Genomic DNA, 26,176 nt, shown 5'->3' on the forward strand with positions numbered 1-26,176 from the left:
GCCGCCCATGCCCCGCCGTGCCCCGTTGTCTGCCCTGCTGCCTCTGTTGTTGATCACGCCCACCGTCTGGGCCCAGGCAGTTGCACCAGCGCCGGCAGATCCTGCCGCGGCGCTGATGCCCTCGCCGTGGAGCGGGAGCAGCGGCGAGCTCGGCTATGCCGCCGCCCACGGCAACAGCACCACCGACAGCCTCAACGGCCGCGTGCGCCTGCGCTACACCGATGGCGACTGGATCCACAGCCTGGACGCCACCGCACTACGCTCCAGCTCCGAATACACCAACACCAACGACGACGGCAGCACCGAGCGCGAGCGCCAGACCACCGCCGAGCGTTACACCGGCAGCGCCGGCAGCGCATTGCAGTTGGGCGAACACCGCCAGCTCACCGCCACCGGCCGTTACGAACACGACGACTTCGCCACCTACGACCGCCTGGCCACCTTCGGTATCGGTTACGGCACGCGGCTGATCGACGCCGATCGTTTCTCTCTGGATGCGCAGATCGGTCCGGGTATCCGCCGTGCGCACAACAGCGACGAAGACCGCAACGAAACCGGCCTGATCGGGCGCGGCCTGTTCGACCTCAAGTACACCATCACCGACAACACCGACCTGACCAACACGCTGCTGGTGGAATCGGGCGAATACAACACGTACGCGCAGAACGATTTCGGCGTGCAGGTCAGCATGAATTCGCATTTCGCGCTCAAGGCCGCATGGCAGATGCGCCACAACAGCGAGGTCAGCGACGGCGACGCGAAAACCGATACGCTGACCACGGTCAACCTGGTCTATACGTTCAAGTAAGCGATTGCGTCCTGCAGCAGCGGCTCGGCCGCGGGTGGCTTTCCCGGACGCCTCTCACGACCAACCCGCTGCTGACTGGATAGACAGGCGCTGCGAGCGCAGTGCGGGCCAGTAGAGACGGCCGGCGCGCCGGTTGCGGCAGCGCTACCGGCGTTACAGCTCTGCCAGCAATTGCGCAGCGCCCTTGTCGAACAAGCCTTGCGCGACGCGACGGCCGAGCGCCTCGGTGTCCTCGGCACTGCCGTGGCCCTGCGCGTGGATCAGACGGCCATCGCTGGCGCTGCCGACCATGCCTTGCAGGAACAATCCCTCGCCTTCCCAGCGCGCGAACGCAGCCACCGGTACATGGCAGCTGCCGTGCAGCGCGCGGTTCATGGCCCGCTCGGCTTCCACGCAGGCGCGGGTGCGGCCGGCGTCCAGCACCGACAGCAGGCTGTGGATACGTGCATCGTCGCCACGGCATTCCACCGCCACCGCGCCCTGGGCCGGCGCTGGCAGCCACTGCGGTGCATCCAGCCGCGCACTGATGCGTGCGTCCAACCCGAGCCGCTGCAAACCGGCGCAGGCCAGCACGATGGCGTCGTAGCCGCCGTTGTCGAGCTTGGCCAGGCGGGTATTGACGTTGCCGCGCAGGTCGATCAATTCCAGATCCGGGCGCGTGGCACGCAGCTGCGCCTGACGACGCAGCGATGAGGTTCCCACGCGTGCGCCCAATGGCAAGGCCTGCAGGCTGGCGTAGAGATTGGACACCAGCGCGTCGGCCGCATCGCCGCGCTCCATGATCGCCGGCAGCACGAACGGCGCATCGAGCTCCATCGGCACGTCCTTGAGCGAGTGCACTGCGCAATCGGCATCGCCGCGCAGCATCGCCAGCTCCAGCTCCTTCAGGAACAGGCCCTTGCCGCCGATCGCGGCCAGCGAGCGGTCCAGCACTTCGTCGCCGCGCGTGCTCATCGGCACCAGCACGACCTCCAGGCCGGGGTGGTGCTGGCGCAGGGCGGCGGCGACGTGTTCGCTCTGCCACAGGGCAAGCGGGCTTTTGCGGGTGGCGATGCGGAGCGTGGTCATTCGGCCATTATCACGGACAGGGCGTGTAACGCCTACCTGCTGCGTGGCCCGCACGCTGGGGACTGCCGGCGCGGCCGGTGGCGCGCCGGGACCGGGTTGGGTGCCTTGCGCAGTCCACCAGCCTGGGTCGCCGGCGGCGCGCCGCGGGCGACCAACGCATGCCGGTGCGAGGACCCCACACGCTCTAGCGCAGTTGCTCGCGCAGGCTGGCCACGCAGCGGCGGCTCACTTCCAGCGGCTGCGTCACGTTGCGCAGTACCGCGTGCACCTGGCCATCGCCGCTGCGGCGCAGCTCCACCAGCTCGTCGCGGGCGACCAGGCAATTGCGGTGGATGCGCACCAGGCGGTCGGCGAATTCGTCTTCCAGCGACTTGAGCGACTCTTCGATCAGGTCCTCGCCGCGCGCGTGGTGGACGATGACGTACTTCTCTTCGGCCTGCAGGTAGCGGATGTCGCCGATGGCGATCAGCCGCAGACTGCCGCGCAAGCGTGCGCACAGATGGGTGCGCAGGGGCCGTGGCGCGACGCTGGGCGGGCGCCCGGCCAGGAAGGTGGCGACGCGTTCGAGTGCGGCGGCCAGACGTTCCGGGCGCACCGGTTTCATCAGGTAATCCAGCGCGGCCGCATCGAAGGCGGACAAGGCATGCTGGTCGTAGGCGGTGCAGAACACCACCGCCGGCTGCGGCTGGCTCTGGCGCAGCAGCCGCGCGGTCTCCAGACCGTCGACACCGGGCATGGCGATGTCCAGCAGCACCAGATCCGGGTGCAGGTGTTCGCACTGCTGCAGCACCTGCTGGCCGTTTTCGGCCTCGCCGATCACCTCCACCTGTGGATGGACGCCCAGCAGCATGCGCAGGCGCTCGCGCGCCAGTGGCTCGTCATCAGCGATCAGCACCCGTACTTGCGTGGCCGTCATGGACATCCCCCTCGCTGCGGCGACTCCCCGTCACGGCAGCGGCAATGTGATCTCACAGGCATAGTAGCCGTCGGCCCAGCTGGCCGCCATCCGTGCGCCGGCACCAAACTGAAACGCCAGCCGGTGCGAGATGCTGGCCTGCGCATGCCCGGCACCGGCCAGCAACGGCAGCTGCGTGCCCGGTTGCGGCGCCGGATTGACCAGACGGATCTGCAACTGGTTGCCGCGCTGGCGCAACGACAGGTACAGCGTGCCGCCCTCGGGCATGCGCGAGACCCCGTGCAGCACGGCGTTTTCCACCAGCGGCTGCAGCACCAGGCGCGGCATCGGCAGCTCCCACGGCAACGGCTCCTGGCGGTGCCAGCGCACCTGCAGGCGTTCGCCCAGGCGCAGCGATTCGATGGCCAGGTAGCGCTCGGCCAGTTCGCATTCGGCGCGCAGGGTCGACAGGCCTTCGCCAGCACCGAGCGCGGCGCGGAACAGATCCGACAGATCCAGCACCGCCTGCTCGGCCACCACCGGGTCGCGGCGCAACAGGCTGGCGATCAGATTCATGCTGTTGAACAAAAAGTGCGGGCGGATGCGCGCCTGCAAGGCGTCGGCTTCGGCACGCGCGTTGGCCTGCACCTGGGCTTCCCAGCGGTCGCTGACATAGAAATAGCGCAGTGCCAGCGCGGTGATCAGCACCACGGTGGCGGCGCTGCCCAAGGTGAAACGCCAGAAGCCGGCGCGTGGCTGCAACGACTCCTGTGCGAGTACCGCGAACAGGGAATGCACCACGCCTGCGCCGAGCACCGCCACCATCGCAGCGATCAGCAAGGCAACCGCCCCACCCAGCCGGGGCGGCAACTGCGACAGCCGTGGCCGCAGCACGCACAGCAACACGGTGACCGCCAGCGCCAACCACAGCGCCAGGCCGCTGGCAGAGACGAAGCGCGACAGCGTGATGCTGCGCGCCATGCCGGCGTCGGGCACCAGTGTCACCACCAGCACCACCAGCTCGGCCAGACCCAGCATCGCGCCCAGCCGTGGCAGCCGGCACAGGTCCGGCATCCAGGCAATCTGCGGCGCGCCGGCAGCCATGGACTCAGGCGCTGAAGCGCGCCTGCATCCAGTTGCGCAGCGCCTCGATCTCTTCCAGGCAGACCTGGTGACCCATCGGGTAGGTGTGCCAGTCCAGTTCGAAGCCGAGCGTGCGCAGGGCCTGCATGCTCTGCTGACCGGCAGCGAACGGCACCACCGGGTCGGCGCTGCCGTGGGCCATGAACACCGGTTGGCGGGTGGCGGCCGGCTGCAACTGGCTGGCCGCTGCGGCCGGGTCCGGCAGATAGGTCGACAGCGCGATCAGCCCGGCCAGCGGCACGCTGCGCTGCAATCCGACGGCCAGGGTCACGGCACCGCCTTGCGAGAACCCGGCCAGCAGCATGCGCTCGGGCGCGATGCCGCGCGATTGCTCATGGGCGATCAACGCCTCGACCTGGGCCACCGAGTCGGCGATGCCGGCCTTGTCCGCGCGTGAGGCGAAATCCATGCCGACGATGTCGTACCAGCCGCGCATGCGCACGCCGTTGTTGATGGTGATCGGCCGGATCGGCGCATGCGGAAACACGAAGCGCAGCGCTGGCCAGTGCGGACGCACCAGTTCCGGCACCATCGGGGCGAAGTCGCTGCCATCGGCGCCCAGGCCGTGCAGCCACAGCACGCTCCATTGCGGGTTCGCTCCGGTCTCGCGTTCGATCACTTCCAGCATCATCCAGCTCCGCTTGGGGGCTGGGCATTATGCCTTGCACGCGCGCTCTGCCCGATCATGGGCCGGGCGGGCGGCACGCGCCGACCCGCCAGGCGCATGTCGCGGCCGGCCTTGCGCCATGCACGGCTCGCGCCACGCGCCTGGCGCCACGCTCAGACCAGCGACGGCTCCAGCGCGGCGGCACGGCGCAATTCGGCCGCGCGTACCAGCACCTTGGGCGGGTCGAGCTCTTCTGGAATGCAGAAGATGCCTGCGCGGCGCAGGCCCAGGCCGGTACGACGCAACGAGGTCAGCGCCACCACCGGAATCGACAAGGCCATGCCCACGATGACCGGCGCCATCCAGGCCGCCAGCGATGGCGACACCGTGTAGGCCACCGCACCCATGAACAAGCCGAACACGGTCAGGCCGCCATAACTGCGGAACAACGCCGACCACGCCAGTTTGCCGTCGTCGCGCACCTGCGCATCCCAGCCCGAATCCTTGCCAGCCAGCACTTCGAACACGCCACGCGACTGCAGGTACATCACCACCGGCGCCATCAAGGCGGCCAGTACGGTTTCCAGCAGGATGCTCAGCATCGCGCGGATCGCGCCGCCGCAGGCGCGCAATTCGCGCGGGTTGAACAGCAGCACGATGTAGCCGAGCAGCTTGGGCGCCAACAGCACGAACATGGTGCAGGCAAAGATCCAGATCGCATTGCCATCGCTGCTGCCGTGCCAATAGCGCGCCGGCGAGAACGGCAGGCCCTGGGCCAGATCGATGCCGGCACCGGCCAGCGGAATGCCGATCCCGATCAGCATCAACATGCCCCACATCGGTGCGGTGAAGTAATGGCCGATGCCGATCATCATGTGCATGCGGCTAATCCAGTGCAGGCCCTTGGCGCCCACCACCTTGGCGTGCTGCAGGTTGCCCTGGCACCAGCGGCGGTCGCGGACCAGCAGGTCGGTCAGCGTGGGCGGGCCTTCTTCGTAGCTGCCCTGCAGATACGGCACCATGTGCATGGCCCAGCCGCCACGACGCATCAGCGCCGCTTCGACGAAATCGTGGCTGAGCACGTGCCCGCCGAACGGCTTGCGCCCGCGCAGCGACGGCAGCCCGGCGTGGTCGGCGAAGGCCTGGGTGCGGATGATCGCGTTGTGGCCCCAGTAATTGCTCTCGGCGCCATGCCACCAGGCCACGCCGAAGGCGATGATCGGCCCGTACACGCGACCACCGAACTGCTGCATGCGGGCGAACAGGGTCTGCCCGTTCACCACTGCCGGCAGGGTCTGGATCAGGCCCACATCCGGGTTGTTTTCCATGCCGGCGACCAGCCGCACGATGCTGTCGCCGGTCATCAGGCTGTCGGCGTCCAGGATCAGCATCTGCGGGTAGCTACCGCCGAAACGGCGTACCCAATCGGCGACGTTGCCGGCCTTGCGGGCGGCATTGTCGGCGCGGCGGCGATAGAAGATGCGGCCGTGTCCATCGACGCGATCGCACAGCTGGTTGTAGACCAGTTCTTCGGCGTGGCCGATGTGCTCGCGGGTGGTGTCGCTGAGCACGAAGAAGTCGAAATGCTCCAGCTGGCCGGTTTCGGCCACCGATTCGTAGATCGCCTGCAGACCGGCCAGCAACCGGCGCGGGTCTTCGTTGTAGGTGGGCATCAGCAATGCGGTGCGCGTGTGCAGGGTCGGCAGCGGCGCATCCGGGTCGATGCCGAGCTTGCGTCCGGCACGTGCCACCACGGTGATGAAACCGGCAACCGCACTGGCAAAGGACATCGCGATCCAGGCGAACAGCAGCACGAACAGGCCCAGCAGGCAGCCTTCCAGCACGCTGATGCCGTCGGGCCACAGCACGCTGAGCATCACCCACACCGCGACGGCGGTGGTGGCGAAGGTGCCGCCGATCAGATAGAAGCGGCGCAGACCGATGCCCGGCGGCGAAGTGCGTTGGTGCGGCACCTGCAGCTGGCCTTCGCGCAGCGATTGTTCCGGCATCGCCAGCGGCGCTTCTGGCGGCAGCGTGGGCTGGCCGGCGTCGAGCGCGGAAACGGGGGGCAATGCAGTGGATGCGGGGGGAAGGGTCACGGTGCCGTCCATCAAGGCTGCCCGCCGCACGCGGGCGACAGTGCGGGCGGAAACGGAAGGTCCATCCCTGCGACACAGGGCGATGCTGCCGCCAGCACCGTCATATGGGCGAACCCGACGATGCGCGACCGCGTCACGGTATTGGCAGCTATGAAACCACTCCGATGCACAAGCTCTCCTGGCTGCGACACGACGTCGCGGCTCATCCTAAAGAATCGACCGTTAAAGGAACGCTGGTCGCGGTGCGATCGTCGTCCCTCCCGACGAAGACCGCGCGGCAGACTACGATGCAACGACCGAACATAACCCCAACAGATTGCAGCCTGCCGCATGCGCTGTCACGGGCCGTGAACTATGTCGTCCTGCAAATCCGCTGCAAGTGGCGTGCCATCCACGCTGCCGCAGCGTGTGGTCGGCGGTATCGCCGGCGAGCGCGGGCAGCAGGCGCGCAGCGCATTGCAGCGAGATTGCTGCACCTCAGACAGGGCGCCGGGCGACCAAAACGGGCGCCGGCGCTACGAGCGCACGCGCTGATACACATTGGCTGATACACATTGATGGCGTTCGACGCAGATGCACGCGCCTTCATTGGACATGGCGCGTTCCCTTCTCCCCGCACCGGGGAGAAGGCGTCGGCTGGTGCAGCCGCTGTGCGAGCGCTTACTTGCGCGCGGTCGCGCTGGCATCGCGGGTGGCGCGGAATTCCGAATCGCTGCTCCAGTTCGGCCATTGACGCGAATCGGCCAGCTGCTGGCCCAGCGCGTACAGCACGCCCAGATCGCGCGCGGCGCCGGCGAAGGTCCAATCCGGCTTCCACTCGTCGCCCTGCTGGTGATATCGCTTGGCGGTGTAGTCGTCGGAGGCGGCCTTGCCGGCAGCCACGCCGCCCACTTCCCAGTCCTGCCCCGACGCATACGACAGCGCCGGCACGCCGCGCTTGGCGAAGGAAAAATGATCGGAGCGGAAGAAATACCCGGCCTGCGGCTTGGGATCGGGCGTGTAGCGCAGCTTCGATTGACCGGCGACGGCCTTGAGCTGGTCGAGCAATTCGAGCTTGGCGGTGCCGTAGATGCCGAAGTCACGCGAGGGCACGAACGGGTTCATGCCGTCCATGTTGATCACCGCCACGGTGGTGTCCAGCGGATACAGCGGCTTGGAGGCGTAGAACTCCGAGCCCAGCAAGCCCTTTTCCTCGGCGGTGACGGCCAGGAACACCACCGAGCGCTCCGGCTTGGGGCCGGTGGCAAAACCACGCGCCAGTTCCAGCAGGGCGGCAGTGCCGCTGGCGTTGTCCAGCGCGCCGTTGAAGATGGTGTCGCCGCGTGCATCCGGCTTGCCCACGCCGATGTGATCCCAGTGCGCGCTGTAGATCAGCGTCTCGTTCGGATGCGTGCTGCCGTCCAGCCGCGCCACCACGTTATGCGAGGTGATCACGTCGGATTTGACTTGGTAGCTGGCGCTCAGACGCTGGCCCTTGAGCTCGACCGGCTTGAAGCCGCGTGTCTGCGCCTGCTTCTTCAAGGCGTCGAAATCCAGCCCGGCGTGCTTGAACAGATCGACCGCCAGATCGCGCTGGATCCAGCCTTCGAGCGTGGGATGGGCGGCGCGCGGGTTGTCGCGCACCACGTCGAACATGGTGTTGGTGTTGGAGCTGGCCACCGTGTCCCAGCCATAGGAAGCCGGCGCGGTTTCGTGCACCACCAGCACACCGAGCGCGCCCTGGCGCGCGCCTTCTTCGTACTTGTAGGTCCAGCGACCGTAGTAGGTCATGCCGGCGCCGTCGAAGGCGCCCTTGCCGGTTTCGAAATCCGGGTCGTTGATCAGCACCACCGCGATCTTGCCCTTCAGGTCCACGCCCTTGAAGTCGTCCCAGTCGCGTTCCGGCGCCTTGACGCCGTAGCCGACGAACACCAGCGGCGCGTTGGCGATGTCCACGTTGGACGACCCATCCAGCGCGGCGCGGATGGCGATCTGCTTGCCCTGGGTCAGCGCTTGCGGCTTGCCGGCGTTCTGCAGGGCGATGGTCGGTGTGCCGACGATGTCGGCGCGGCGCAGCGGCACCGCCTGGGTCCATGCACGCTTGCCGTCGGTCAGGTCGCCACCCGGCTGCAGGCCGGCAGCGGCGAACTGCTTGCTCAGGTAGGCGATGGTCTTGTCCTCGCCGGCGGTGGCCGGGCCACGGCCTTCATAGGCGTCGGAGGCCAGTTCCTTGACGTCGCGCGAGATGCGCGCGCCATCGAAGGTCGGCGTTGCCGCCATCGATGCGGTCGAGACCGCCATTGCCAGAACGCCCATTGCACCTCGTGTCATCACGGTTCGCTTCACTGCAGCACCCAGATCGTGTCGGAAACAGCACTGGAGTGTAGCCAGTGCGGCGCTCGATCGGGTGCAAGGCAGCGGCCGATGCATGCGATGGCGATGGCACGTCATGCATGGGCGATACCGCAACGGTGAGCGATGTGGCAATGCCGCGCGTGCAACACCCAGCCGATGCCGTCAACGCACCGAATCAGGTTTTAGGGCGCGTCATTGGCGCCGGACGCCGTGCCACCGCAACATGGAGAGCGGTCAACGCTGCAGCGCCGACGACGACGAACGTCGATGCGCCTTAAAACAGATCGACGCTGCCGACCTGCTGTGTGATCTGCCGCATCTGCCCCCTGGCCACCAGATCGGCGTAGACCTCGGCGCGATTGCGGCCGTGCTGCTTGGCCCAGTACAGCGCCTTGTCGGCCTCGTCCAGCAGATGGCTGATCAACCGGCCATGGGTCAGTTCGACGATGCCGGTGCTGAGCGTGACCTTGCCGACCTGCGGGAACAGATACTCGGCCACTGCCAGACGGAAGCGCTCGAACAGACTCACCGCCGTCGCGCGATCCACCCCGCGCAACACGATCACGAACTCTTCGCCACCGAAGCGGAACAGCAGATCGTCGTGACGGAAGCAGCGCTGCATCAACTGGGCGACCAGCAGCAGCACTTCGTCGCCATACAGATGACCGAAGGTGTCATTGACGCGCTTGAAGTGATCGATATCCACGATCCCCAGCCACGCGCCCTCGCTCGCCGCCGCCTCCGCGCCGCCGGCGAACAATCGCAAGATCACATCGTCGAAGGTCTTGCGGTTGCGCAGGCCGGTCAACGCATCGCGCTGGGCGTCGTCGAGCAGGCTGCGGTAATTCTGGAAGAACCGTGCAAACCCCTGCAGCATCACCTGCTCGGCAGCGCCGGGAACGCACGCACCGCCCACGCGCAGGCAGGTGCGGATGCCGCGCGCTTCCATCATCGGATACACCAGCAACGCGCGGCCGTCCTGCTGCAGCTGCACCGCCTCGCCGGGCCCGTGCATGTCGGCCAGTTGCGCGCGCATCTGTGCGTCCTGGATGTCGACCACCGTCAGCGACAGCCGGCCATCTTCGCGTAGCCGCGTTTCGGCCATGGTGCGGCCATCCAGGGAGATGCGCAGCAACGACAGTTCTTCGGATGCGCAAATCTCGCGCACGGCGCGCAACAGGCTGAGGTCGAGCAGATCGGCATCGCGGATCGCGGTCAGGTCCACCATCCGTTCCAGCAGCGGAGCCGTGGTCATCGCTGCACCAACGCGTGGGCGCATCCAGGCCCGCAGCACCGGCTGCGGCATGCAGGCACATCTCTCGGGCTGGAACGCGCTGGCATCACCACGGGGTACCGACAGTCTCGATGCCGGTTCATCGGCGTTCGTTAAGCGAACTTGAGTTTGCCTGCCGGCCTGCGCCGCAGGCGGCTAGCCGGCGTACACGAATGTGTACAGGCCACCCAGACGCCGCGCCCGCCGCGCCGGACTCAGGGCAACGCCGATTCCAAGGCATCGTCGCCCAACGCATGCGCCTGCATCAGCCGTCGGCTGCCGGCGTTCAAGCCTTTCACCTGCACCTCCAGTCCGTGGTGACGCAACCGCTGCACCACCTTGTCCAGCGCGGCCACGGCGGTGATGTCCCAGAAATGCGCACGGGCGACATCGATCACCACGGCGCGACCTGGCACCTCGCGCGCGTCGAAGGCGTCGATGAACACATCGGCCGAGGCGAAGAACACCTGCCCGCGCACGCTGTAGCTGCGCACGCCGTCGTCGCCATCGCGGTGTGCGATCTGCAGCAGCCCGGCCACCTTGAAGGTGAAGAACACCCCGCTCAGCACCACGCCCACCGCCACGCCGGCGGCCAGGTTATGGGTGACCAGGGTCACCGCCACGGTGGCCAGCATCACCACGCTGGAGGTGCGCGGATGGGTGACCACGGTGCGTAGCGAACGCCAGTCGAAGGTTTCGGCCGAGACCATCACCATGATCGCCACCAGCGCCACCACCGGCACCTGCGATACCCACGGCTTGAGCAGCACCATCAGGATCAGCAGGAACACGCCGGCGAACAAGGTCGACAGACGGCCGCGGCCGCCGTACTTCACGTTGCCCACGGTCTGCCCGATCATGCCGCAGCCGGCGATGCCGCCGAACAGGCTGGCGGCGGTATTGGCCAGGCCCAGCCCGGTGCACTCGCGGTTCTTGTTGCTTGGCGTGTCGGTGAGTTCATCCACCACGCGCGCGGTCATCAGCGATTCGAGCAGGCCCACCATGGCGATGGCCAGCGCCGGCAAGGCGATGATGCGCAAGGTCTCCAGCGTCAGCGGCACCGAGGGCCATTGCAGGAACGGCAACGCGGTCGGCAACTTGCCCAGGTCGGCCACGGTCTTCAGCGGCAAGTGAAACGCAGTGGCGGCCACGGTCAGCAACAGGATGCACAACAGCGGCGAGGGAATCGCCGACACGCCCGGCAGGCGCAGCCGCGGCAGGCCGTAGATGATCGCCAGGCCCACGCCCAGCATCGCCCAGGTGGTCGGGTTGGCGCCAAGCAGGTGCGGCAGCTGTGCGGCGAAGATCAGCACCGCCAGCGCGTTGACGAAGCCGGTGCGCACCGAGCTACTGACAAAGCGCATCAGCACGCCCAGGCGCAACAGGCCGAACAGGATCTGCACTGCGCCGGCCAACAGGCCGGCCGCCAGCAGATACGGCAGGCCATGCGCGGCCACCAGCGGCGCAGCCACCAACGCCACCGAGCCGGCGGCGGCGGAAATCATCGCCGGACGGCCGCCACAGAACGCGATCACGATGCCGATGACGAACGACGCAAACAGCCCGACCTGCGGGTCCACGCCCGCCACGAAGGCGAAGGCGATCACCTCGGGAATCAAGGCAAACGTTGCGACCGCACCGGCCATCAGTTCGCGCGCAGGCGACGCGCGCCATTGCGCCAGTTCGGCACGCAGAAAAGACATTGCAGACTCCAGGACAGAATGAACCGTGGCTCGCGCCACGTTGCGAACAAGCATCAGGCGAGCGCGGGCAGCGCACTCGGAAGCGCAGTGTACGAGGGGTGCATGCCGATTCCGAGCACTGGCCCCGCTCGCCTGGCGATGCCCACGGTGGGTTTGCCTCCGCCCAAGCACCGCGCGGACACACACACGTGGATTGGAGAGCGCGCGCGAACGCGACCCTGCCCGCAGCCGGCATGTGACCGGTGCGGCAATGCGACGTTCTGTGGGTGAGGTCACGCCGCACACGGCGGGCACGGACCAAGATGCCTGCCTCATCGCCTCGGGCATCGAGCGCGATTTTCCAGGGAGATCACCATGTCCATGCTCAGGACCGCCAGCACGCTCGCACTGGCCTCGGCGCTGGCACTCGCCGCCGCACCGGCCTTCAGCTACTCCATCAGCAACAACAAGGTGGTCGACGACAACGGCAAGGTGGTCCAGCTCAGGGGCGTCAACGTGTTCGGCTTTGAGACCGGCAATCATGTGATGCACGGCCTGTGGGCGCGCAACTGGAAGGAGATGATCGACCAGATGCAGGGCCTGGGCTTCACTGCCGTGCGCCTGCCGTTCTGCCCGGCGACGCTGCGCAGCAGCACCATGCCGAGCAGCATCGATTACAGCCGCAATCCCGATCTGCAAGGCCTGAGCTCGCTGCAGATCCTCGACAAGGTGATCGACGCATTCAACGCGCGTGGCATGTATGTACTACTGGATCACCACACACCCGATTGCGCCGCGATCTCCGAACTCTGGTACACCGGCGCGTACTCCGAAGCGCAGTGGCTGGACGATCTGCGGTTTGTCGCCAATCGCTACAAGAACGTACCGCGCGTGATCGGCCTGGATTTGAAGAACGAGCCGCACGGCGCCGCCACCTGGGGCAGCGGCAATGCGTCCACCGACTGGAACAGCGCTGCCGAGCGCGGTTCGGCAGCTGTGCTGGCGGTGGCGCCCAAGTGGATCATCGCGGTGGAAGGCGTCACCGACAACCCGGTGTGTTCGACCAATGGGGGCACCTTCTGGGGCGGCAATCTACAACCGATGGCATGTACCCCCTTGAATATTCCGGCCAGCCGGTTGCTGCTGGCGCCGCATGTCTATGGGCCGGACGTCCACGTGCAGCCGTACTTCAACGACAGCGCCTTTCCCAACAACATGCCGGCGATCTGGGAGCGTCACTTCGGCCAGTTCGCCGCCACGCATGCGCTGTTGCTGGGCGAGTTCGGTGGCAAGTATGGCCAAGGCGATGCGCGCGACAAGGTGTGGCAGGACGCGCTGGTGACATACCTGCGCAGCAAGGGCATCAACGAAGGCTTCTATTGGTCGTGGAATCCCAACAGCGGCGACACCGGCGGCATCCTGCGCGATGACTGGACCAGCGTGCGCGAGGACAAGATGACGTTGCTGCGCAGATTGTGGGGTACGGCGAGTAGCTCCACGTCGGCTCCGGCTCCAAGCCCGAGTCCCGCACCCACCGACAGCTTCAGCACCAAGGCCGTCGTGAACAGCCCTTGGCGTGGTGGTTCCTGCAACCGCGTGCAGGTCACCAATACCGGCAGCGCGAGCCCGGCGTGGTCGCTCTCGCTCCTGGTCAGCGGCAGTGTCGACAACGCCTGGAACGCCACCTGGTCGCAAGACACGCTCACCGCCAGCGGCGTGGACGTCAAGCGCACCCGGGCAGTCGGCGCCGAATCCGGCTTCTGCGCGGCCAGCTGACGCGACTGAAACCGGGCCCATCGCGTGCCCGTCTCTCAATCACGCTGTGCGGCCGATCCCATTTCGCAAGATTGCCTGACGCGATTTCGCAGGCGATGCGCGTCGTCTGTGCAAGTGCAGCATGCATCAACCCCTTGCGCCAGCAGGCTTGGGCGTTGTCCGAGCGCACCGACGCAGCAGTATTTTCAAGCAGACGCGGCCGCAGAAAGTGTTCAATCTGCCCGTACACCAGCCGATATCCGTTAGGTAGCGCTTCGGCGCGCCTTCGGATGTCGTTGCTATGCCTGTTGTTTCCCTGCTCCGGCGCCATGTCGCCAATCTCCCGCTTACGCGCAAATTCGTGCTGCTGTGCGCCTTGCTGACGGCCGGCGTGATCCTGCTGGCGGTGGCTGCCGCGCGCCTGCAATATCTGGATCTGGTGGAAGCGCGCAAGCTCAGCGTCAAGACCGAGGTCGAGATGGGCCTGACCGTGATGCAGCATTACGCCGACAAGGCCAAAGCCGGCGAAATGAGCGTCGAACAGGCCAAGGAAGCAGCACGTACCACGCTGGCCGACATGCGCACCAACGATGGCGTGGATTACTTCTTCATCGTCGACCCGCAGATGCGCATCCTGATGCACCCCAAGCGCCCGGTCGGCACCGACATGACCGATTACAAGAGCGATGCCGGGCAATACGTGTACCGCGACATCAAGACCGCCATCGAGCGCGGCGACGGCTTCAGCTACTACGTCGCGCCCAAGCCGGGCAAGAAGGAACAGCTTCCCAAGATCAGTTACGCCCAGACCTTTCCGGCCTGGAACTGGGTCTTGGTGATGGGCGTGTATGCCGAAGATATCCAGGTCCAGGCCTGGGGCTTCACCCGCACCCTGACGCTGATCGGCGGCGCGCTGGTGGCGCTGGTGATTGGCCTGTGCTGGTTGATCGCCTCGGCCATGTCGGCTCCGTTGCGGGCGGCATCGCGGACCGCCGAGGCGATTGCCTCGGGCCGCTTCGACAACGATATCCGGGTCGAATCGCGCGATGAAACCGGCCAGTTGATGCACAGCATGCAGCAGATGCAGAACCAGCTACAGCGCTTCAATGGCGAGATGCAGACCATGATCCGCCTGCAGCAGGGCGAGAACATCGCGCACCGTATTCCGGAAGATTTCCCCGGCGACTACGGCACGCTGGCGCACGGCGTGAACACGGTGGTGTTCGAGCATCTGGACGCCATCAACGAAGCGATGGACGTGATGAGCGAGTACGGCCGCGGCGATCTGCGCCGCGACATGCGCCGCCTGCCCGGCCAGCGCGCGGCGTTGCATGAAGCCCTGGATACGGTGAAGAGCAACCTTTCGGCGATCAACGGCGACATCGCCCGCCTGGCCGATGCGGCCGCGCGCGGCGATTTTTCCGCACGTGGCGAGCAATCGCGTTATCAGTTCGCCTTTGCGGAAATGGTGCAGGCCTTGAACCGCCTGATGCAGCAGGCCGATGCGGGCCTGGACGATGTGGGCCGCATCATGGCCGCCATCGCCGACGGCGACCTGTCGCAGCGGGTGGATTCGCATTACGAAGGTGCCTTCGGACGCCTGGCCAATGCGGCCAACCGCACCGCGATCCAGCTGACCTCCATCGTGCAGGGCATCCAGCATTCGGCCGAAATGATCAATACCGCCGCCGGCGAAATCGCTAGCGGCAACGCCGACCTGTCCACACGGACTGAACATCAGGCGGCGAATCTGGAAGAAACCGCCGCATCGATGGAGGAACTGACCTCCACCGTGCGCCAGAACGCCGACAACGCGCGCCAGGCCAACCAGTTGGTCAAGGGCACCGGCGAAGTGGCCGAGAGCGGCGGCCGCGTGGTGCAGGAAGTGGTCACCACCATGGAGGCGATCACGCAATCGTCAGCGCGTATTTCCGACATCATCGGAGTGATCGACGGCATTGCGTTCCAGACCAATATCCTGGCGTTGAACGCTGCCGTGGAAGCCGCGCGCGCGGGCGAACAAGGTCGCGGCTTTGCGGTGGTCGCCACCGAAGTGCGCGCCCTGGCGCAGCGCTCGGCCGGTGCGGCCAAGGAAATCAAGCAACTGATTTCCGACTCGGTGGAAAAGGTCGCGCAGGGTTCGGGCCTGGTGCAACAGGCGGGCAGCACGATGACCGAAGTGGTCAGTTCGGTGAAGCGCGTGACCGACATCATGGCCGAGATCACCGCCGCCAGCACCGAGCAGAGTGCCGGCATCGAGCAGGTCAGCAACACGGTGATGCAGCTGGACGAAATGACCCAGCAAAACGCGGCGCTGGTGGAGGAAGCCACGGCCGCGGCGCGCAGCATGGAAGATCAGGCGGCGGACCTGACCCGTGCGGTCGCGGTGTTCCGCTTGGCATCGGAAGACGCAAGGCCACGTGCCCGCACGTCACCGGCCGAGCACGCGGCCGCCAGGCAGGCTGCCGACACGCAACCCGGGCACGCGCACAGGCTCAGCGCGTGACAGACGCCGCCTGCCACGCACGTGGGCTAGCGCCCATGTGTGGCAGGCGATGTCGCTAGACTGCGGGTCGGCACTCGCTTCTGACTGCCTGGAATCGTGACGAAAAAGCAGCCATCGGCGGTACGTCCGCGCAAGGTTCCGACGTACACGCAATTCGCTAGCAGCAGCCAGGCCTGGAGTCCAATTCCCTAACCCGAGGACATTGGACGTTGTTGAGATCAGATACCTCTGCCAGATACCGTCGGCCTGCACTCGCGGCCGGTGCTCATTGCGAAGTGGAGTTGCGAAGCACGATCACCCGATACTGGCCTCTTTCGCCGTAGCGCGGCCCCTTCTTTTCGACCTCCGCGCATAGCCTGTCTTTGCCGCAGGGCACCAGATCGGCGCGGATCACACGATCCAGATAGGCGATTTCTGCCCGGCGCTGTGCGGCTTCGGCCAGAATCGGTTTGGCTGCCATGACTGCGTAAGACGCGCCACCCGCGGCCATGATCGCCCCAACGACCATTGCCGAAAAGCCGATCCATATGCGGCGCTGCGCGGCGGTTTCCAAGGAGCGCTGTGCCTGCGCGTAGCGTTGGGAGGCCTGCTGAAGCGTCTGCCCCGCATCGGCCATCTGCTTGTTGAACCGCGTGGCCGCCGGTTCAAGTGTCTGCTCCAACGCCTGATGACTCAATTGCGTCAACCGTGGGAGCGCGTTCTCCAGCACCCGGTTGATGCGTTGATCCGTGTGACTGACCGCGCTCTGTAATAGCTGCAGCTGTTGCCGGACCAGATCTTCCAGGCCGTGCTCTCGCTGCTGTTGCGCGGCGATGAAGGTGGCCATGACATCGATCGCTTCCTGCAAGCTCTGTCTGGACGCATGCAACGCGGCGTCGGCGTCGGCCAATACAGATCTGTCCTGCATCTCCGTCATGGTGTCCCTCTCAAAAAGTCGATGCGCTACACGAGCAGCCGATCACCCACCGCCACCACCACCACCACCCCCGTCACCCTGTGGTCCGCCCTGCATCATCGGTCCGTGAGCGAACTGCGGCAGTGTCATCACCATCACCGGGCCACGGCTGGTTTGCACTTCTGCTGGCATCTCCATTGCCAACGCCTGGCGCGCGCTGACCTGTTCCTGTGCTTCCTGCATGGCATTGGCTTCCAGGTGTTCGCGGCCGCGCTGGATCAAGGCATGGGTGCTGGCACTGTTGGCGATCCGCTTCAAGGCTTCATCGATCGCCAAGTCGTTTTTGGAGTCGATGGCGTAGATCAGATCGTTGACATCCGGGTTCTTGCTGACATTCCTGCGCTTGGGTTGCTGCAACTCGTCCTGCTCACTGCCTGTGTGCGCAGCAGTGGCACCAGCATCCGGTCGGGAGACGGCGTCTTTGGGGCTGGAAGCGATTTTCCTCAACGCCGAGGGGCCATCCGGGTCGTATCCATCACGCAATTCCATCTCCGTAAACGGCTGCTCACCGCGCGCGATGCGCGCTTCCCGCGCTTCCGAGACGCGGGTTTCCATCTCAATATCCCGTTCGAGTTGTACGCGCAGCGTACGCATTTTCTCTAGCGTTGCCTGCCACGATTCGGGGCTTCCAGGCGCTGGGGCGGCGGGCGTGGCTTGCTCCGCAGTCTGGGAGACCGAAGACCGCTGGCGTGCAGCGGAGCCACTTTCGGGCAAATCGGCCGAGCGCTCGGCAGTGGATGCTTCCAGGGATGGCTTTGACGCTTGCGCAAGACCCGTGGACGATGACAACGCAGCAAGATCGTCCGGCACTTCCAGCACTCGCGTCTGCGACGTCGGCGTGTGCTGCGCGTCATTGTGCTCAGCGGCCACCACCGTAGCTTGCAGTAGCGCGGGCGGCGCATTGGTCATCCGAGCCAGATGCGCGTGTGCGGGTTCCTCGGAGTGTTGCACCGGCAGCCCCTGCTCCGCAGGCGAGGCTTGCGTCGTGTGCGGCTGTTGCTCGCGTACCTGTGCATCGCGTTGCGGACCTGCCTGCGCTGCATGCGCGATCGCTACCGTCTGCGCTGCGTGGTGTTGCGTGTCGTGAGTGCGCTCTTCCTGCGTCTGTTGGCCGAGCGTGTGGGGCTGTGCCATCTCGGCTGCATGCGATTGCCCATGCGGTATCTGCTGCGCTTGCGTTTGCTGGGCAATGGCTTGCTGACCCTGATGCGTTTGCCTTTCTTGCGCTTGCGTGTCCTGTGCTTGAAGCGGCAGCGGCGCGTCTTGGGTCGGGTAATGCGCCTGCTGCGCAGCTTGGTCTACGCGTGATTCCTGGTCAGGCTGTACAGCGTCCCTGGCATGGAGCGGCTGTTGCTCAGGACGGTGAGCGTCTTGTGCCCGCTGCTCCTGATCGCGCTGTTGCGCTTGCTGGAACTGACGTGTCTCCTGCTCCCGCTGCTGGTCGTCCTGGGCCTGGCGTTCCTGCACCTGACGTTGCTGGACGTCCCGTTCCTCACGCTGCTGCTGTTCGCGTTGCTGGCTGGTCTGTGCCTGACGCTCCTGCACCTGACGCTCTTCGTGGTCGCGCTGCTGCTGCGCCTGGCTTTGAATATCCAACACCGCGCGCGCCTGGAACGCGTGCTCGCTGCGCGACGTGTCTTCGTGCTCAGGCTGTGCCTGCTGGATGTGCTCGCGCACCTGGGTGGCGTGTTGCTCTTGCGCGAGGCGATCGAGCTGTTCGCGCTCCTGATGCACCTGCGCCGCGCGCGCCGCCTGCGCGCGCGCCTGCAGATCCAGCACCAGCTGCGGGCTGGACGATGCGTTGGAGCTCGATGCATCGCTGTTGGACGAGGTGTCCGATGCGCGCGCCGTGGTGGTGAGGTGGAGTGCTGGTTGGTCCGGCGAGGCCGGCTGCGTCTGCTGCGCCCGCACCTCCTGCAGCGCCTGACGGATGTCCTCGGTACTGGTGATGGCGGCGATGCGCTCCACGCCATCGGCACCACGCTGCAGATGGGCGATCGGGCTGTCCGCACCAAAGATCCCGCCTGGACCGCGCTGCAGCTGCATCGCGCCGTCGCCAACCAGTCCCTCTGCGTCGCGCGTGCGCTGCGTCGCCAACTCGATCGCTTCGCGCCACTGCGGTTGCAACTCGGTTCCCACGATGCGGTAGCGGTACAGCGTCTGCTCGCGCTGCACCTCTTGCGGCGATGGCGGCGACTGCCCGATGGCCGCAACGGCCTGGGCATGTTCGGCCAGCGCCGGTTGCAGGATTGCGCGGGTGCTGTCCAGCTCCAGCGCGACATTGCCTGACGCAGCGCCACTCGTGCCGGCCCAGTGGCCGTCGGCATCGCGGCGATACTGCTGGCCATCGGAGGCGGTCAGCGCGTCCGGGTTCGGCAACGCCCGTTGTACGGCCTCGGACAGCGGCCATCCATCGGCGGCCCAGCCGCTGCGGTGATAGGCCAACTCATAGCGCGCGGCGATGGCGCCGGGGCTGTTGGCGATGTTGCGGGCGATGACCTGCTGGGCGTGTGCGTCCAGTTCTGCTGCGCGCTGCGGCGAGGCGGTTTCCTGTTCGTAGAGCCCGCGATCGTTGGCGCCTGCGCCGGTCTTGACCTGGCGATGCCACTGACCGTCGGCGGCATCGCGCATCCAGTCGGCCGTGCTCAGGCTGGGACGATCGGTGGCGTTGGCCGGCAGGCGATACGGGTCTTGCGGCGCTGGGGCATCCTTGAGCGCCAGCGCTGCAGCGGCGTTGGTGGCCTGGTAATTGAGTTCGCGGGCTTTTTCGTAGCTGGCGACGATCTGCGTGGTGGTGGGGTTGTCCACTCCATCGCGGGTCGTGTCGGCCAGGCCCTCGCGCGACCACGCGGTGCCGTTGAAGGCCCAGTGCGTGCCGCTCTTATCGGTCTGGTGGTAGATGGCGCGATTGTCGAGCAGGTCGGCGGCCTTTTCGCCTGCCTTGCTCATCACGTAGGCATCGGCTGCGATCAGCGCCATCGGCCCCGCGCCAGAAGCGCCCAACGCATAGGCTGCGGCCGTGCCGCCCGCCCAGCCGCCGACGTTGCGGCCGGCGAAATGCGCAAGCTCCGAGCGGGCGGCGAGTGGATTGTCCTGACCGAGAAACCTTGCCGCGCGTTGACCCGCCATTACGGTATCGGCAGCGGTGGCGAGCAAGCCGGCGCTGCGTAGCGCCTGGCCTGCGGAAAGATCGCCGGCGAGTAGCTCGGCAGTGGTGAAGCCACGTTGCGAAAGCGGCGTGTAAGGATACGGTGCGGCGCCTGCCACTTGGGGAATACTACGAGCAGCAGTGCTGATGGTCGGCGTGTCATCCAACACCTGCTGGATCAATGCCGCATTGGACTCGGATAACCTCACGCGGCCGGCATCTTTGGCGTGGGCGATCGCAAGGCGGAACTCATCTCGTCCGGCGGTCTCGCGCGCGACGACGTCAGGCTCACCTGGGACGCCGACCAGATTGGTGGAGGTGCGCTGCTTGGCTTGGATCACCGCCGTGATGCGTTGCTCGGAACGGGTGATGGCAGCCCATTCGGATTCGACGTCGTTCATTGCGCGCAGGGTTTTCAGCTGCTGCGCATGATCGGCACGGTATTGCTCGTACTCGGAGAATGTCTTGTTGTTGTGTGTGTTGGCCTCCGCCTTGGTCAGGTGATGTGGCGTGGTCACATACAGGTCGCCATTATCCAATGCGACCTTTAGGGTGTCTTGCAGATCATGGACTTCGGCGGCGACGCGTTTCAACGCCGCCGGGTCATTACGCATGGCGGCGCTGCCGTCGGGGGAATCAAGGATTTCGTCCAGAGCATCAGTGACTCCATCCGTATAAGAGCTACGCGTCCTACCCCGGTGTGGTGAGATTGCGAGCTCATCGGCCAGATCGCCCTCCACGGGAAGGTAGAGGCGATTGGTCGATACATCCTGGTCGATCAAGTTATGTTCGACCAGTTTTTTGAGTAAAGAATTTCGTAGGAAAGTACTCTGCTCAATGACGTGATGACTTTGAAGAATGACATTGCTGGTCGGCATATGCATCGACTCCATGCATCTACGGCGTCAGAAAATCAGTAGTCGGCGGCGTCCATGATCCGAACGCCGCGTGTCTTAGGAGATTTGCCAAAGCCATGCTCGATCAAGATATCCCGCAGCACCCGATCACAGAATGCATCTGCTGTATAGGGCGTTCGGAAAACGTGAGCAACGCCGACCACCTCTTTTTTAAATGCAAAGCTCGCACCACCAGCCACCCTGTAATATTTTCCATTCGGATACCCTGTCAACACCTTGACCTTGGATGCCGCCTCGTCGATAGCATCCAGGATCCTGACTACTTCGCACAGGTAATGCGGCGGCGCTTCCGTGCCATCTTCCAGCAGGAACGAACACGGCACGAATGCAAACCCATCCGGGTCCACGGACTGCAACACTTGCTTCAGAGGCTCCGATACCAGCCAGTAGCCCTTAAAGCCGCTCTCAAGGTCGTTCGGCATGTCGCCAACACGACTGTCATAACGCAGGCGCGGCGTTTCCTTCAATTCCGCAAGTCCACCGCGTTCCGATGGCTCGCTCATGTAGACCGGAAAGGGGACGGCTTTTTCATTCTCGAACTCCACGCCAGGTCCACGACCACCACGCATGTCGGGTCTGAGGATATAGAACTCGCCCTTCCTCGGCTTATTCTGATTAGTCAATTGCACTTCTTCTATTTCGTTCATGGGCATTGTTCCATAGCTTGCCAGCATGTTTCAGTGATGTCGCCAGATCGACGTAGCATCGGAGTGGCAATTTCCTCAAGCAGCAACTACTGCCGTCGCCTGCGCTCTCAATTGTTGAGAGCATTTCATCGCACGACGCTGCATGGACTCCACGTAAAGATACTCCAGCCCATGACGATAGTGCCGGGGAGCCTCAGCATCGCGGCGATACTACTGAAAATCGGAGGCGGTGAGGGCGTCTGGATTGGGCAGCGCTTGGCGGAGTGTGTCCGACAATGGCAAACCGGCTGCGGCCCAGCCGCTGCGGTGATAGGCCAACTCATAGCGCGCGGCGATGGCGCCGGGGCTGTTGGCGATGTTGCGGGCGATGACCTGCTGGGCGTGTGCGTCCAGTTCTGCTGCGCGCTGCGGCGAGGCGGTCTCCTGTTCGTAGAGCCCGCGATCGTTGGCGCCTGCAACGCCGGTCTTGACCTGGCGATGCCACTGACCGTCGGCGGCATCGCGCATCCAGTCGGCCGTGCTCAGGCTGGGACGATCGGTGGCGTTGGCCGGCAGGCGATACGGGTCTTGCGGCGCTGGGGCATCCTTGAGCGCCAGCGCTGCAGCGGCGTTGGTGGCCTGGTAGTTGAGTTCGCGGGCTTTTTCGTAGCTGGCGACGATCTGCGTGGTGGTGGGGTTGTCCACTCCATCGCGGGTCGTGTCGGCCAGGCCCTCGCGCGACCACGCGGTGCCGTTGAAGGCCCAGTGCGTGCCGCTCTTATCGGTCTGGTGGTAGATGGCGCGATTGTCGAGCAGGTCGGCGGCCTTTTCGCCGGCCTTGCTCATCACGTAGGCATCGGCTGCGATCAGCGCCATCGGCCCCGCACCAGAAGCGCCCAACGCATAGGCTGCAGCCGTGCCGCCCGCCCAGCCGCCGACGTTGCGACCGGCGAAATGCGCAAGCTCCGAGCGGGCGGCGAGTGGATTGTCTTGCGAGAGCAGTGCGGCGATCTTTTCGCCCGATTGTTGCGCTTCGTACAAGGTGGCGGCCACGCCAAGGGCGCCGGCGGCTTTGACGCCGGGGCGATCGAGCATCGGGGGGGGATAAGGCCGGGTTTCCAGCGTTGCCGCATCTACAGACTGCGACAGCCGAGCGATCAAGCTGTCGCCATTGGTGGAGATCGCCGTGTTGATCAGCGCCGTCCGCTGAAACGGCCGTGCTGTCTCGAGCATGTGCGCCAACTCGCTACGCAGCGCTTCGGGCGCTTGTGCGGGGACGTTGGCAACCTCGCCTGGAGACACGTAATGCCCGTAATCGGCGGTGAGCTGGCGCAACTGTCCACCGGGGGTGGTGCGGTCCACTTTCGGTGCGATACGAAATAGTACGTTTCCCTCTTCCGAGCGGTGAAGCACGTTCATGCGCGGATCGGTCGGCTCCGGCAGGCGATAGAACAGCGGCTCGCTGATTAAGCCATTGTGGTAGTCGGTCATCAGGTTGAGGCTGCGGATACTCATCCCATCGCGCAGATAGGTACCGCCGATATCCGAATGCGCGGCGGCAAGCGAAACATGCCCGAAACGGCCATTGTCGGAGATGCCCAGCGGGATGCTGTGCTCGGCCTTGAACAAGCCACGCCGTTCTTCGCTGGCACTGAACTGCACCCCGCCCACCACAGAAGGTGGCAAGCGCCGGTCGAACAACTCCATGTAGCCGGTGGCGACCGGGTCGTACAGGCCAACGGTCATCGGCGTCAGGCCAGGGGCTTGGTGGTAGCGGTTGTAGGTTTCGATCAAGTTGCCGTTTGCATCTGCAACCAGGGTCAAACTTTCCTTATCTGGAATGCCGCGTGCATCGATCATGCGGGCCAGCAAATGAACCTGGCTTGCGCCTCGACTGAAACCTTCCAAGTGGAAAGCGATTTTGGCTTCGGGATCTGCCTGAAAGATATTCTGTGATTGTGTCTTCAACCGCTCATACATTTCCTCGGCCCGAAACAGGCTGGTGCGGCCGGTAGCTCCATCGAGCGTTTTTGCTATCGGATTATTTTGGGTGCCGGGGCCTTCGATGTATTCGACGTAGAGTCGTTTTTCACCAGCCTTTTCCAGGCCCTCAAGTTGTTGGCGGAACTTAGTAACATTGGTGGCATGCAGCGGGTCCTTGTAGACATCATTGCCGGTGCCATCCATCAAGCCGACGATCAGATACGAATGGGGATCCGCGCGATCAAGCAATTGCGGCACTTTGAGCCGAGAAAGGTCTTCCGCTGCTTGTTCGTACGTTCGCAGCTGCTCAGGTGTCGCGGCATAGTGCGATACGTCATCGAGGGGCAGGCCGTCTTCGCCCAGCTGCAGAACGATCTTCTTGTCCATATCGAGCGCTCCCTCAGTAGGTCTTGGTCCAGGCCAGGATCAAGTCGTTCCGGCTGATTTTCAAATTGGGATCATTTGGAGACTTCAAGCGATTGGTGAGCACCCATGACCTCATATAGACATTGATCGTGCGGTCATTCACTTCCAGAAGAATTACCGCAATTTTCCTTTTGTGTGCTGCCCAATACTCAAAAACTTCTTCTTTCGGAACGTTGTGCAGAATCAGATGGCGGGGAAAAATCTTCTCGAAATCGACTTCGACATAGCGCTCTACGCCGTCCATGGCCGTCCAGCGGATATCGACTGTAGATGGAAACCCGCGTGTCTCGAACTCTTCGGTGCTGCCGAAGCCGCCGGTCCAGTGATCTTTCCAATCGGGTGCATACGGCTCACCCGAAGGCTTATTCAAATCGCTAACCGAATGCTGTTGTCGATCAAAGGTGATGCTGCACCGCAAGGTGTGATAACAGCGCGCCCCAAACGAATAACTATCGAACCGCAGCGGCCACGGCTCGCGCGGCTTCTTCTTGAACGGATTGCTGAACTTGAACATGTCGGGGTCGCCGATGTCGGAGAGGGATGTTTACGGCACCAAAGGCGCATCGGTATCCAGTTTAGGCAGGTCTTGCACCGGTTGCTCCCACGGTGCGCGCTTCGACTTGCGCTTGACCTGCACTGGCAGCCCGCCGTGTGGGAGCCGGCCAGGCGCGCGCACCGTGCGCTCGTTGATGATGCTGCACGCCGCGCAGCAGCTGTGCGGCGTGCGCTTCGACAACACAACTAGCCAATTGGCGTAATTAGACATGATATATCACTCATCTCGTTTTTTATTTTTTTATATCTAACCGTATTGTTGAAATATATACATTTTAAAGGTTGCCGCATCGGCGCGCCCGACCGAGGGCTCACCCGCCGCCAACCTGGACCTTTCGGCTTGGGTCTGAGCGATGCTGAAGCGATGCGGTCAACAGCTCGGCCAGCGTGACGAGCTTTTGTTCGAGCAAGGCGATGGAGTCGGCATGTTCTTCTTCTGGCGCACCAAGAACCGCAATCTCGAATCTGTTTCCTCCTCGAACAAAAAGATGACTGACGGCAAAAGAATGAAGGCCCTCCGGCTTTTGTGTCAGCAGTACGCGGCTCAGAGGAAATGGGCAGTTGGAATGTTGTTCTGCGACATCCACAATGTGCGTTTCGATGATTTCGCCCCAGGACGAGCCTTTGGTTTGAACGGCGGACCGACCTGGCCCGCCGATTGCGCAGATATCATTGGCAGACTTCTTCGCGCCTTCAAGCAGCACGGCGAACTCCTCATCATCGGACCTACCCTGCGGAACCGTCGATGCGACCACGGTAGCGGAGAAGCTTCCTGCAAATCCGACGCGACAGAACGCAATTCCATCGCCATTCAAAAGACCCTCCGTAATGCTGGTTGCAGATCCGCACAACGAAAAATCGATTGAATATATATTTAGGAATGAATAATTTCTAAGAATTTCCCGATCGACGGTGGGAAATCCGGATATGACAGATGGCCCCCAAGTCCACTCGTACTTCCCATCCATTTCTTCTCCTCCGTGCTTTTGCAAATAGCGTTGTCACACCTATCCAGGCAACTTTTGATGCTTGAAAATTTTTCAGTACAAAACGCTGATCAAACAGCCGACAGTATCGCTAACACGAAAATCTTACGCAACATTGAAGTCGATTGCTTGCAAACCAGGAGACGCTCTTCACGAGATGAACTGGGATTTGCAGGAATTGACCAAATAACTATCAAACCGCAGCTGCGATGGCTCACCCGACTTCCTACTACATAGAGATTAAGGATTTGAGCATGTCGGGGTTCAGGCCGCTATCGTAGCAAGCCGCTCAGTCCTTAAGAGCCAAGCTCACCACTAGGGAACCTCTGAACAACGCACCACAGATACGCGACACTACCCGCCTCATGTTGAGGAGTGATCCATGCAACTGACGTTCGGTGACGCTGAGG

General features: G+C 64.4%; 15 protein-coding genes, 1 other RNA gene and 3 pseudogenes. 3 read left to right on the top strand and 16 right to left on the bottom strand.

Annotated elements, in window-relative coordinates; genetic code table 11:
* The first annotated feature begins 7 nt into the window (after positions 1-7).
* A complete protein-coding gene (locus GGR62_RS17495; RefSeq protein WP_184409116.1) occupies positions 8-808 on the top strand; it encodes a DUF481 domain-containing protein in 801 nt (266 codons plus the stop codon).
* Between the two features lie 153 nt (positions 809-961).
* Here GGR62_RS17495 and hemC read toward each other — a convergent pair whose 3' ends face one another.
* From hemC to GGR62_RS17540, 9 genes are all read right to left on the bottom strand, one after another.
* Positions 962-1,876 (bottom strand): hydroxymethylbilane synthase, encoded by a 915-nt coding sequence (gene hemC / locus GGR62_RS17500; protein ID WP_184409117.1) that lies wholly within the window; start codon positions 1,874-1,876, stop codon positions 962-964.
* Positions 1,877-2,060: 184 nt separating this feature from the next.
* Positions 2,061-2,792: a LytTR family DNA-binding domain-containing protein gene (locus GGR62_RS17505; protein WP_184409118.1), complete on the bottom strand. Its 732-nt coding sequence runs from the start codon at positions 2,790-2,792 to the stop codon at positions 2,061-2,063.
* 30 nt (positions 2,793-2,822) lie between these two features.
* On the bottom strand, positions 2,823-3,875 hold the full coding sequence (locus GGR62_RS17510; protein WP_184409119.1) for a sensor histidine kinase: 1,053 nt from the start codon (positions 3,873-3,875) through the stop codon (positions 2,823-2,825).
* A gap of 4 nt (positions 3,876-3,879) precedes the next feature.
* Positions 3,880-4,545 carry an alpha/beta hydrolase gene (locus tag GGR62_RS17515; protein ID WP_184409120.1) on the bottom strand — a complete coding sequence of 222 codons (666 nt, stop codon included), beginning with the start codon at positions 4,543-4,545 and terminating at the stop codon, positions 3,880-3,882.
* Positions 4,546-4,694: 149 nt separating this feature from the next.
* Positions 4,695-6,632, bottom strand: coding sequence for a glucans biosynthesis glucosyltransferase MdoH (gene mdoH / locus GGR62_RS17520; protein ID WP_184409121.1), 1,938 nt, complete (start codon positions 6,630-6,632; stop codon positions 4,695-4,697).
* 648 nt (positions 6,633-7,280) lie between these two features.
* Positions 7,281-8,930: a M28 family metallopeptidase gene (locus GGR62_RS17525; RefSeq protein WP_184409122.1), complete on the bottom strand. Its 1,650-nt coding sequence runs from the start codon at positions 8,928-8,930 to the stop codon at positions 7,281-7,283.
* 298 nt (positions 8,931-9,228) lie between these two features.
* On the bottom strand, positions 9,229-10,209 hold the full coding sequence (locus GGR62_RS17530; RefSeq protein ID WP_184409123.1) for a GGDEF domain-containing protein: 981 nt from the start codon (positions 10,207-10,209) through the stop codon (positions 9,229-9,231).
* Between the two features lie 233 nt (positions 10,210-10,442).
* Positions 10,443-11,930: a SulP family inorganic anion transporter gene (locus tag GGR62_RS17535; RefSeq protein WP_184409124.1), complete on the bottom strand. Its 1,488-nt coding sequence runs from the start codon at positions 11,928-11,930 to the stop codon at positions 10,443-10,445.
* Positions 11,931-11,957: 27 nt separating this feature from the next.
* A non-coding RNA gene (locus GGR62_RS17540) (sX9 sRNA) lies at positions 11,958-12,034 on the bottom strand.
* A 250-nt stretch (positions 12,035-12,284) separates the two neighbouring features.
* On the opposite strand from GGR62_RS17540, the gene GGR62_RS17545 reads away from it, so the two are divergent.
* Together GGR62_RS17545 and GGR62_RS17550 are read left to right on the top strand one after the other, a co-directional pair.
* Positions 12,285-13,685, top strand: coding sequence for a glycoside hydrolase family 5 protein (locus GGR62_RS17545; RefSeq protein WP_184409125.1), 1,401 nt, complete (start codon positions 12,285-12,287; stop codon positions 13,683-13,685).
* A 280-nt stretch (positions 13,686-13,965) separates the two neighbouring features.
* Positions 13,966-16,086: pseudogene (locus tag GGR62_RS17550) on the top strand (methyl-accepting chemotaxis protein); the annotation flags it as partial.
* 349 nt (positions 16,087-16,435) lie between these two features.
* Here the strand turns inward: GGR62_RS17550 and GGR62_RS17555 are convergent.
* The 7 genes and pseudogenes from GGR62_RS17555 to GGR62_RS17585 all read right to left on the bottom strand — a co-directional run bounded on the left by GGR62_RS17555 (position 16,436) and on the right by GGR62_RS17585 (position 25,748).
* Complete coding sequence (locus GGR62_RS17555) at positions 16,436-17,086, bottom strand: hypothetical protein (protein ID WP_260306264.1); 651 nt, start codon at positions 17,084-17,086, stop codon at positions 16,436-16,438.
* Positions 17,087-17,128: 42 nt separating this feature from the next.
* Positions 17,129-20,866, bottom strand: a complete 3,738-nt coding sequence (locus GGR62_RS17560) for a hypothetical protein (RefSeq protein ID WP_184409131.1) — start codon at positions 20,864-20,866, stop codon at positions 17,129-17,131.
* A 320-nt stretch (positions 20,867-21,186) separates the two neighbouring features.
* Complete coding sequence (locus GGR62_RS17565; protein WP_184409132.1) at positions 21,187-21,813, bottom strand: DUF1629 domain-containing protein; 627 nt, start codon at positions 21,811-21,813, stop codon at positions 21,187-21,189.
* Positions 21,814-21,933: 120 nt separating this feature from the next.
* Positions 21,934-22,809: pseudogene (locus GGR62_RS17570) on the bottom strand (hypothetical protein); the annotation flags it as partial.
* Positions 22,810-23,631: 822 nt separating this feature from the next.
* Positions 23,632-24,186, bottom strand: a pseudogene (locus tag GGR62_RS21480) (DUF2235 domain-containing protein); the annotation flags it as partial.
* Between the two features lie 13 nt (positions 24,187-24,199).
* Positions 24,200-24,739 carry a hypothetical protein gene (locus tag GGR62_RS17580; protein ID WP_184409126.1) on the bottom strand — a complete coding sequence of 180 codons (540 nt, stop codon included), beginning with the start codon at positions 24,737-24,739 and terminating at the stop codon, positions 24,200-24,202.
* Between the two features lie 352 nt (positions 24,740-25,091).
* Positions 25,092-25,748: a hypothetical protein gene (locus GGR62_RS17585; protein WP_184409127.1), complete on the bottom strand. Its 657-nt coding sequence runs from the start codon at positions 25,746-25,748 to the stop codon at positions 25,092-25,094.
* Positions 25,749-26,176: the final 428 nt, after the last annotated feature.

It is taken from the genome of Xanthomonas sp. 3075, from assembly GCF_014197275.1.
GTDB classification, from domain to species: domain Bacteria; phylum Pseudomonadota; class Gammaproteobacteria; order Xanthomonadales; family Xanthomonadaceae; genus Xanthomonas; species Xanthomonas campestris_B.

Bases quoted from the DNA above. Each gene is read 5' to 3' on its own strand.
- GGR62_RS17555 (WP_260306264.1), bottom strand. From the start codon at position 17,086: ATGACGGAGATGCAGGACAGATCTGTATTGGCCGACGCCGACGCCGCG.
- GGR62_RS17515 (WP_184409120.1), bottom strand. From the start codon at position 4,545: ATGATGCTGGAAGTGATCGAACGCGAGACCGGAGCGAACCCGCAATGG.
- GGR62_RS17535 (WP_184409124.1), bottom strand. From the start codon at position 11,930: ATGTCTTTTCTGCGTGCCGAACTGGCGCAATGGCGCGCGTCGCCTGCG.
- mdoH (WP_184409121.1), bottom strand. From the start codon at position 6,632: ATGGACGGCACCGTGACCCTTCCCCCCGCATCCACTGCATTGCCCCCC.
- GGR62_RS17580 (WP_184409126.1), bottom strand. From the start codon at position 24,739: ATGTTCAAGTTCAGCAATCCGTTCAAGAAGAAGCCGCGCGAGCCGTGG.
- GGR62_RS17505 (WP_184409118.1), bottom strand. From the start codon at position 2,792: ATGACGGCCACGCAAGTACGGGTGCTGATCGCTGATGACGAGCCACTG.
- GGR62_RS17585 (WP_184409127.1), bottom strand. From the start codon at position 25,748: ATGGATGGGAAGTACGAGTGGACTTGGGGGCCATCTGTCATATCCGGA.
- GGR62_RS17530 (WP_184409123.1), bottom strand. From the start codon at position 10,209: ATGACCACGGCTCCGCTGCTGGAACGGATGGTGGACCTGACCGCGATC.
- GGR62_RS17545 (WP_184409125.1), top strand. From the start codon at position 12,285: ATGTCCATGCTCAGGACCGCCAGCACGCTCGCACTGGCCTCGGCGCTG.
- GGR62_RS17525 (WP_184409122.1), bottom strand. From the start codon at position 8,930: ATGACACGAGGTGCAATGGGCGTTCTGGCAATGGCGGTCTCGACCGCA.
- hemC (WP_184409117.1), bottom strand. From the start codon at position 1,876: ATGACCACGCTCCGCATCGCCACCCGCAAAAGCCCGCTTGCCCTGTGG.
- GGR62_RS17510 (WP_184409119.1), bottom strand. From the start codon at position 3,875: ATGGCTGCCGGCGCGCCGCAGATTGCCTGGATGCCGGACCTGTGCCGG.
- GGR62_RS17495 (WP_184409116.1), top strand. From the start codon at position 8: ATGCCCCGCCGTGCCCCGTTGTCTGCCCTGCTGCCTCTGTTGTTGATC.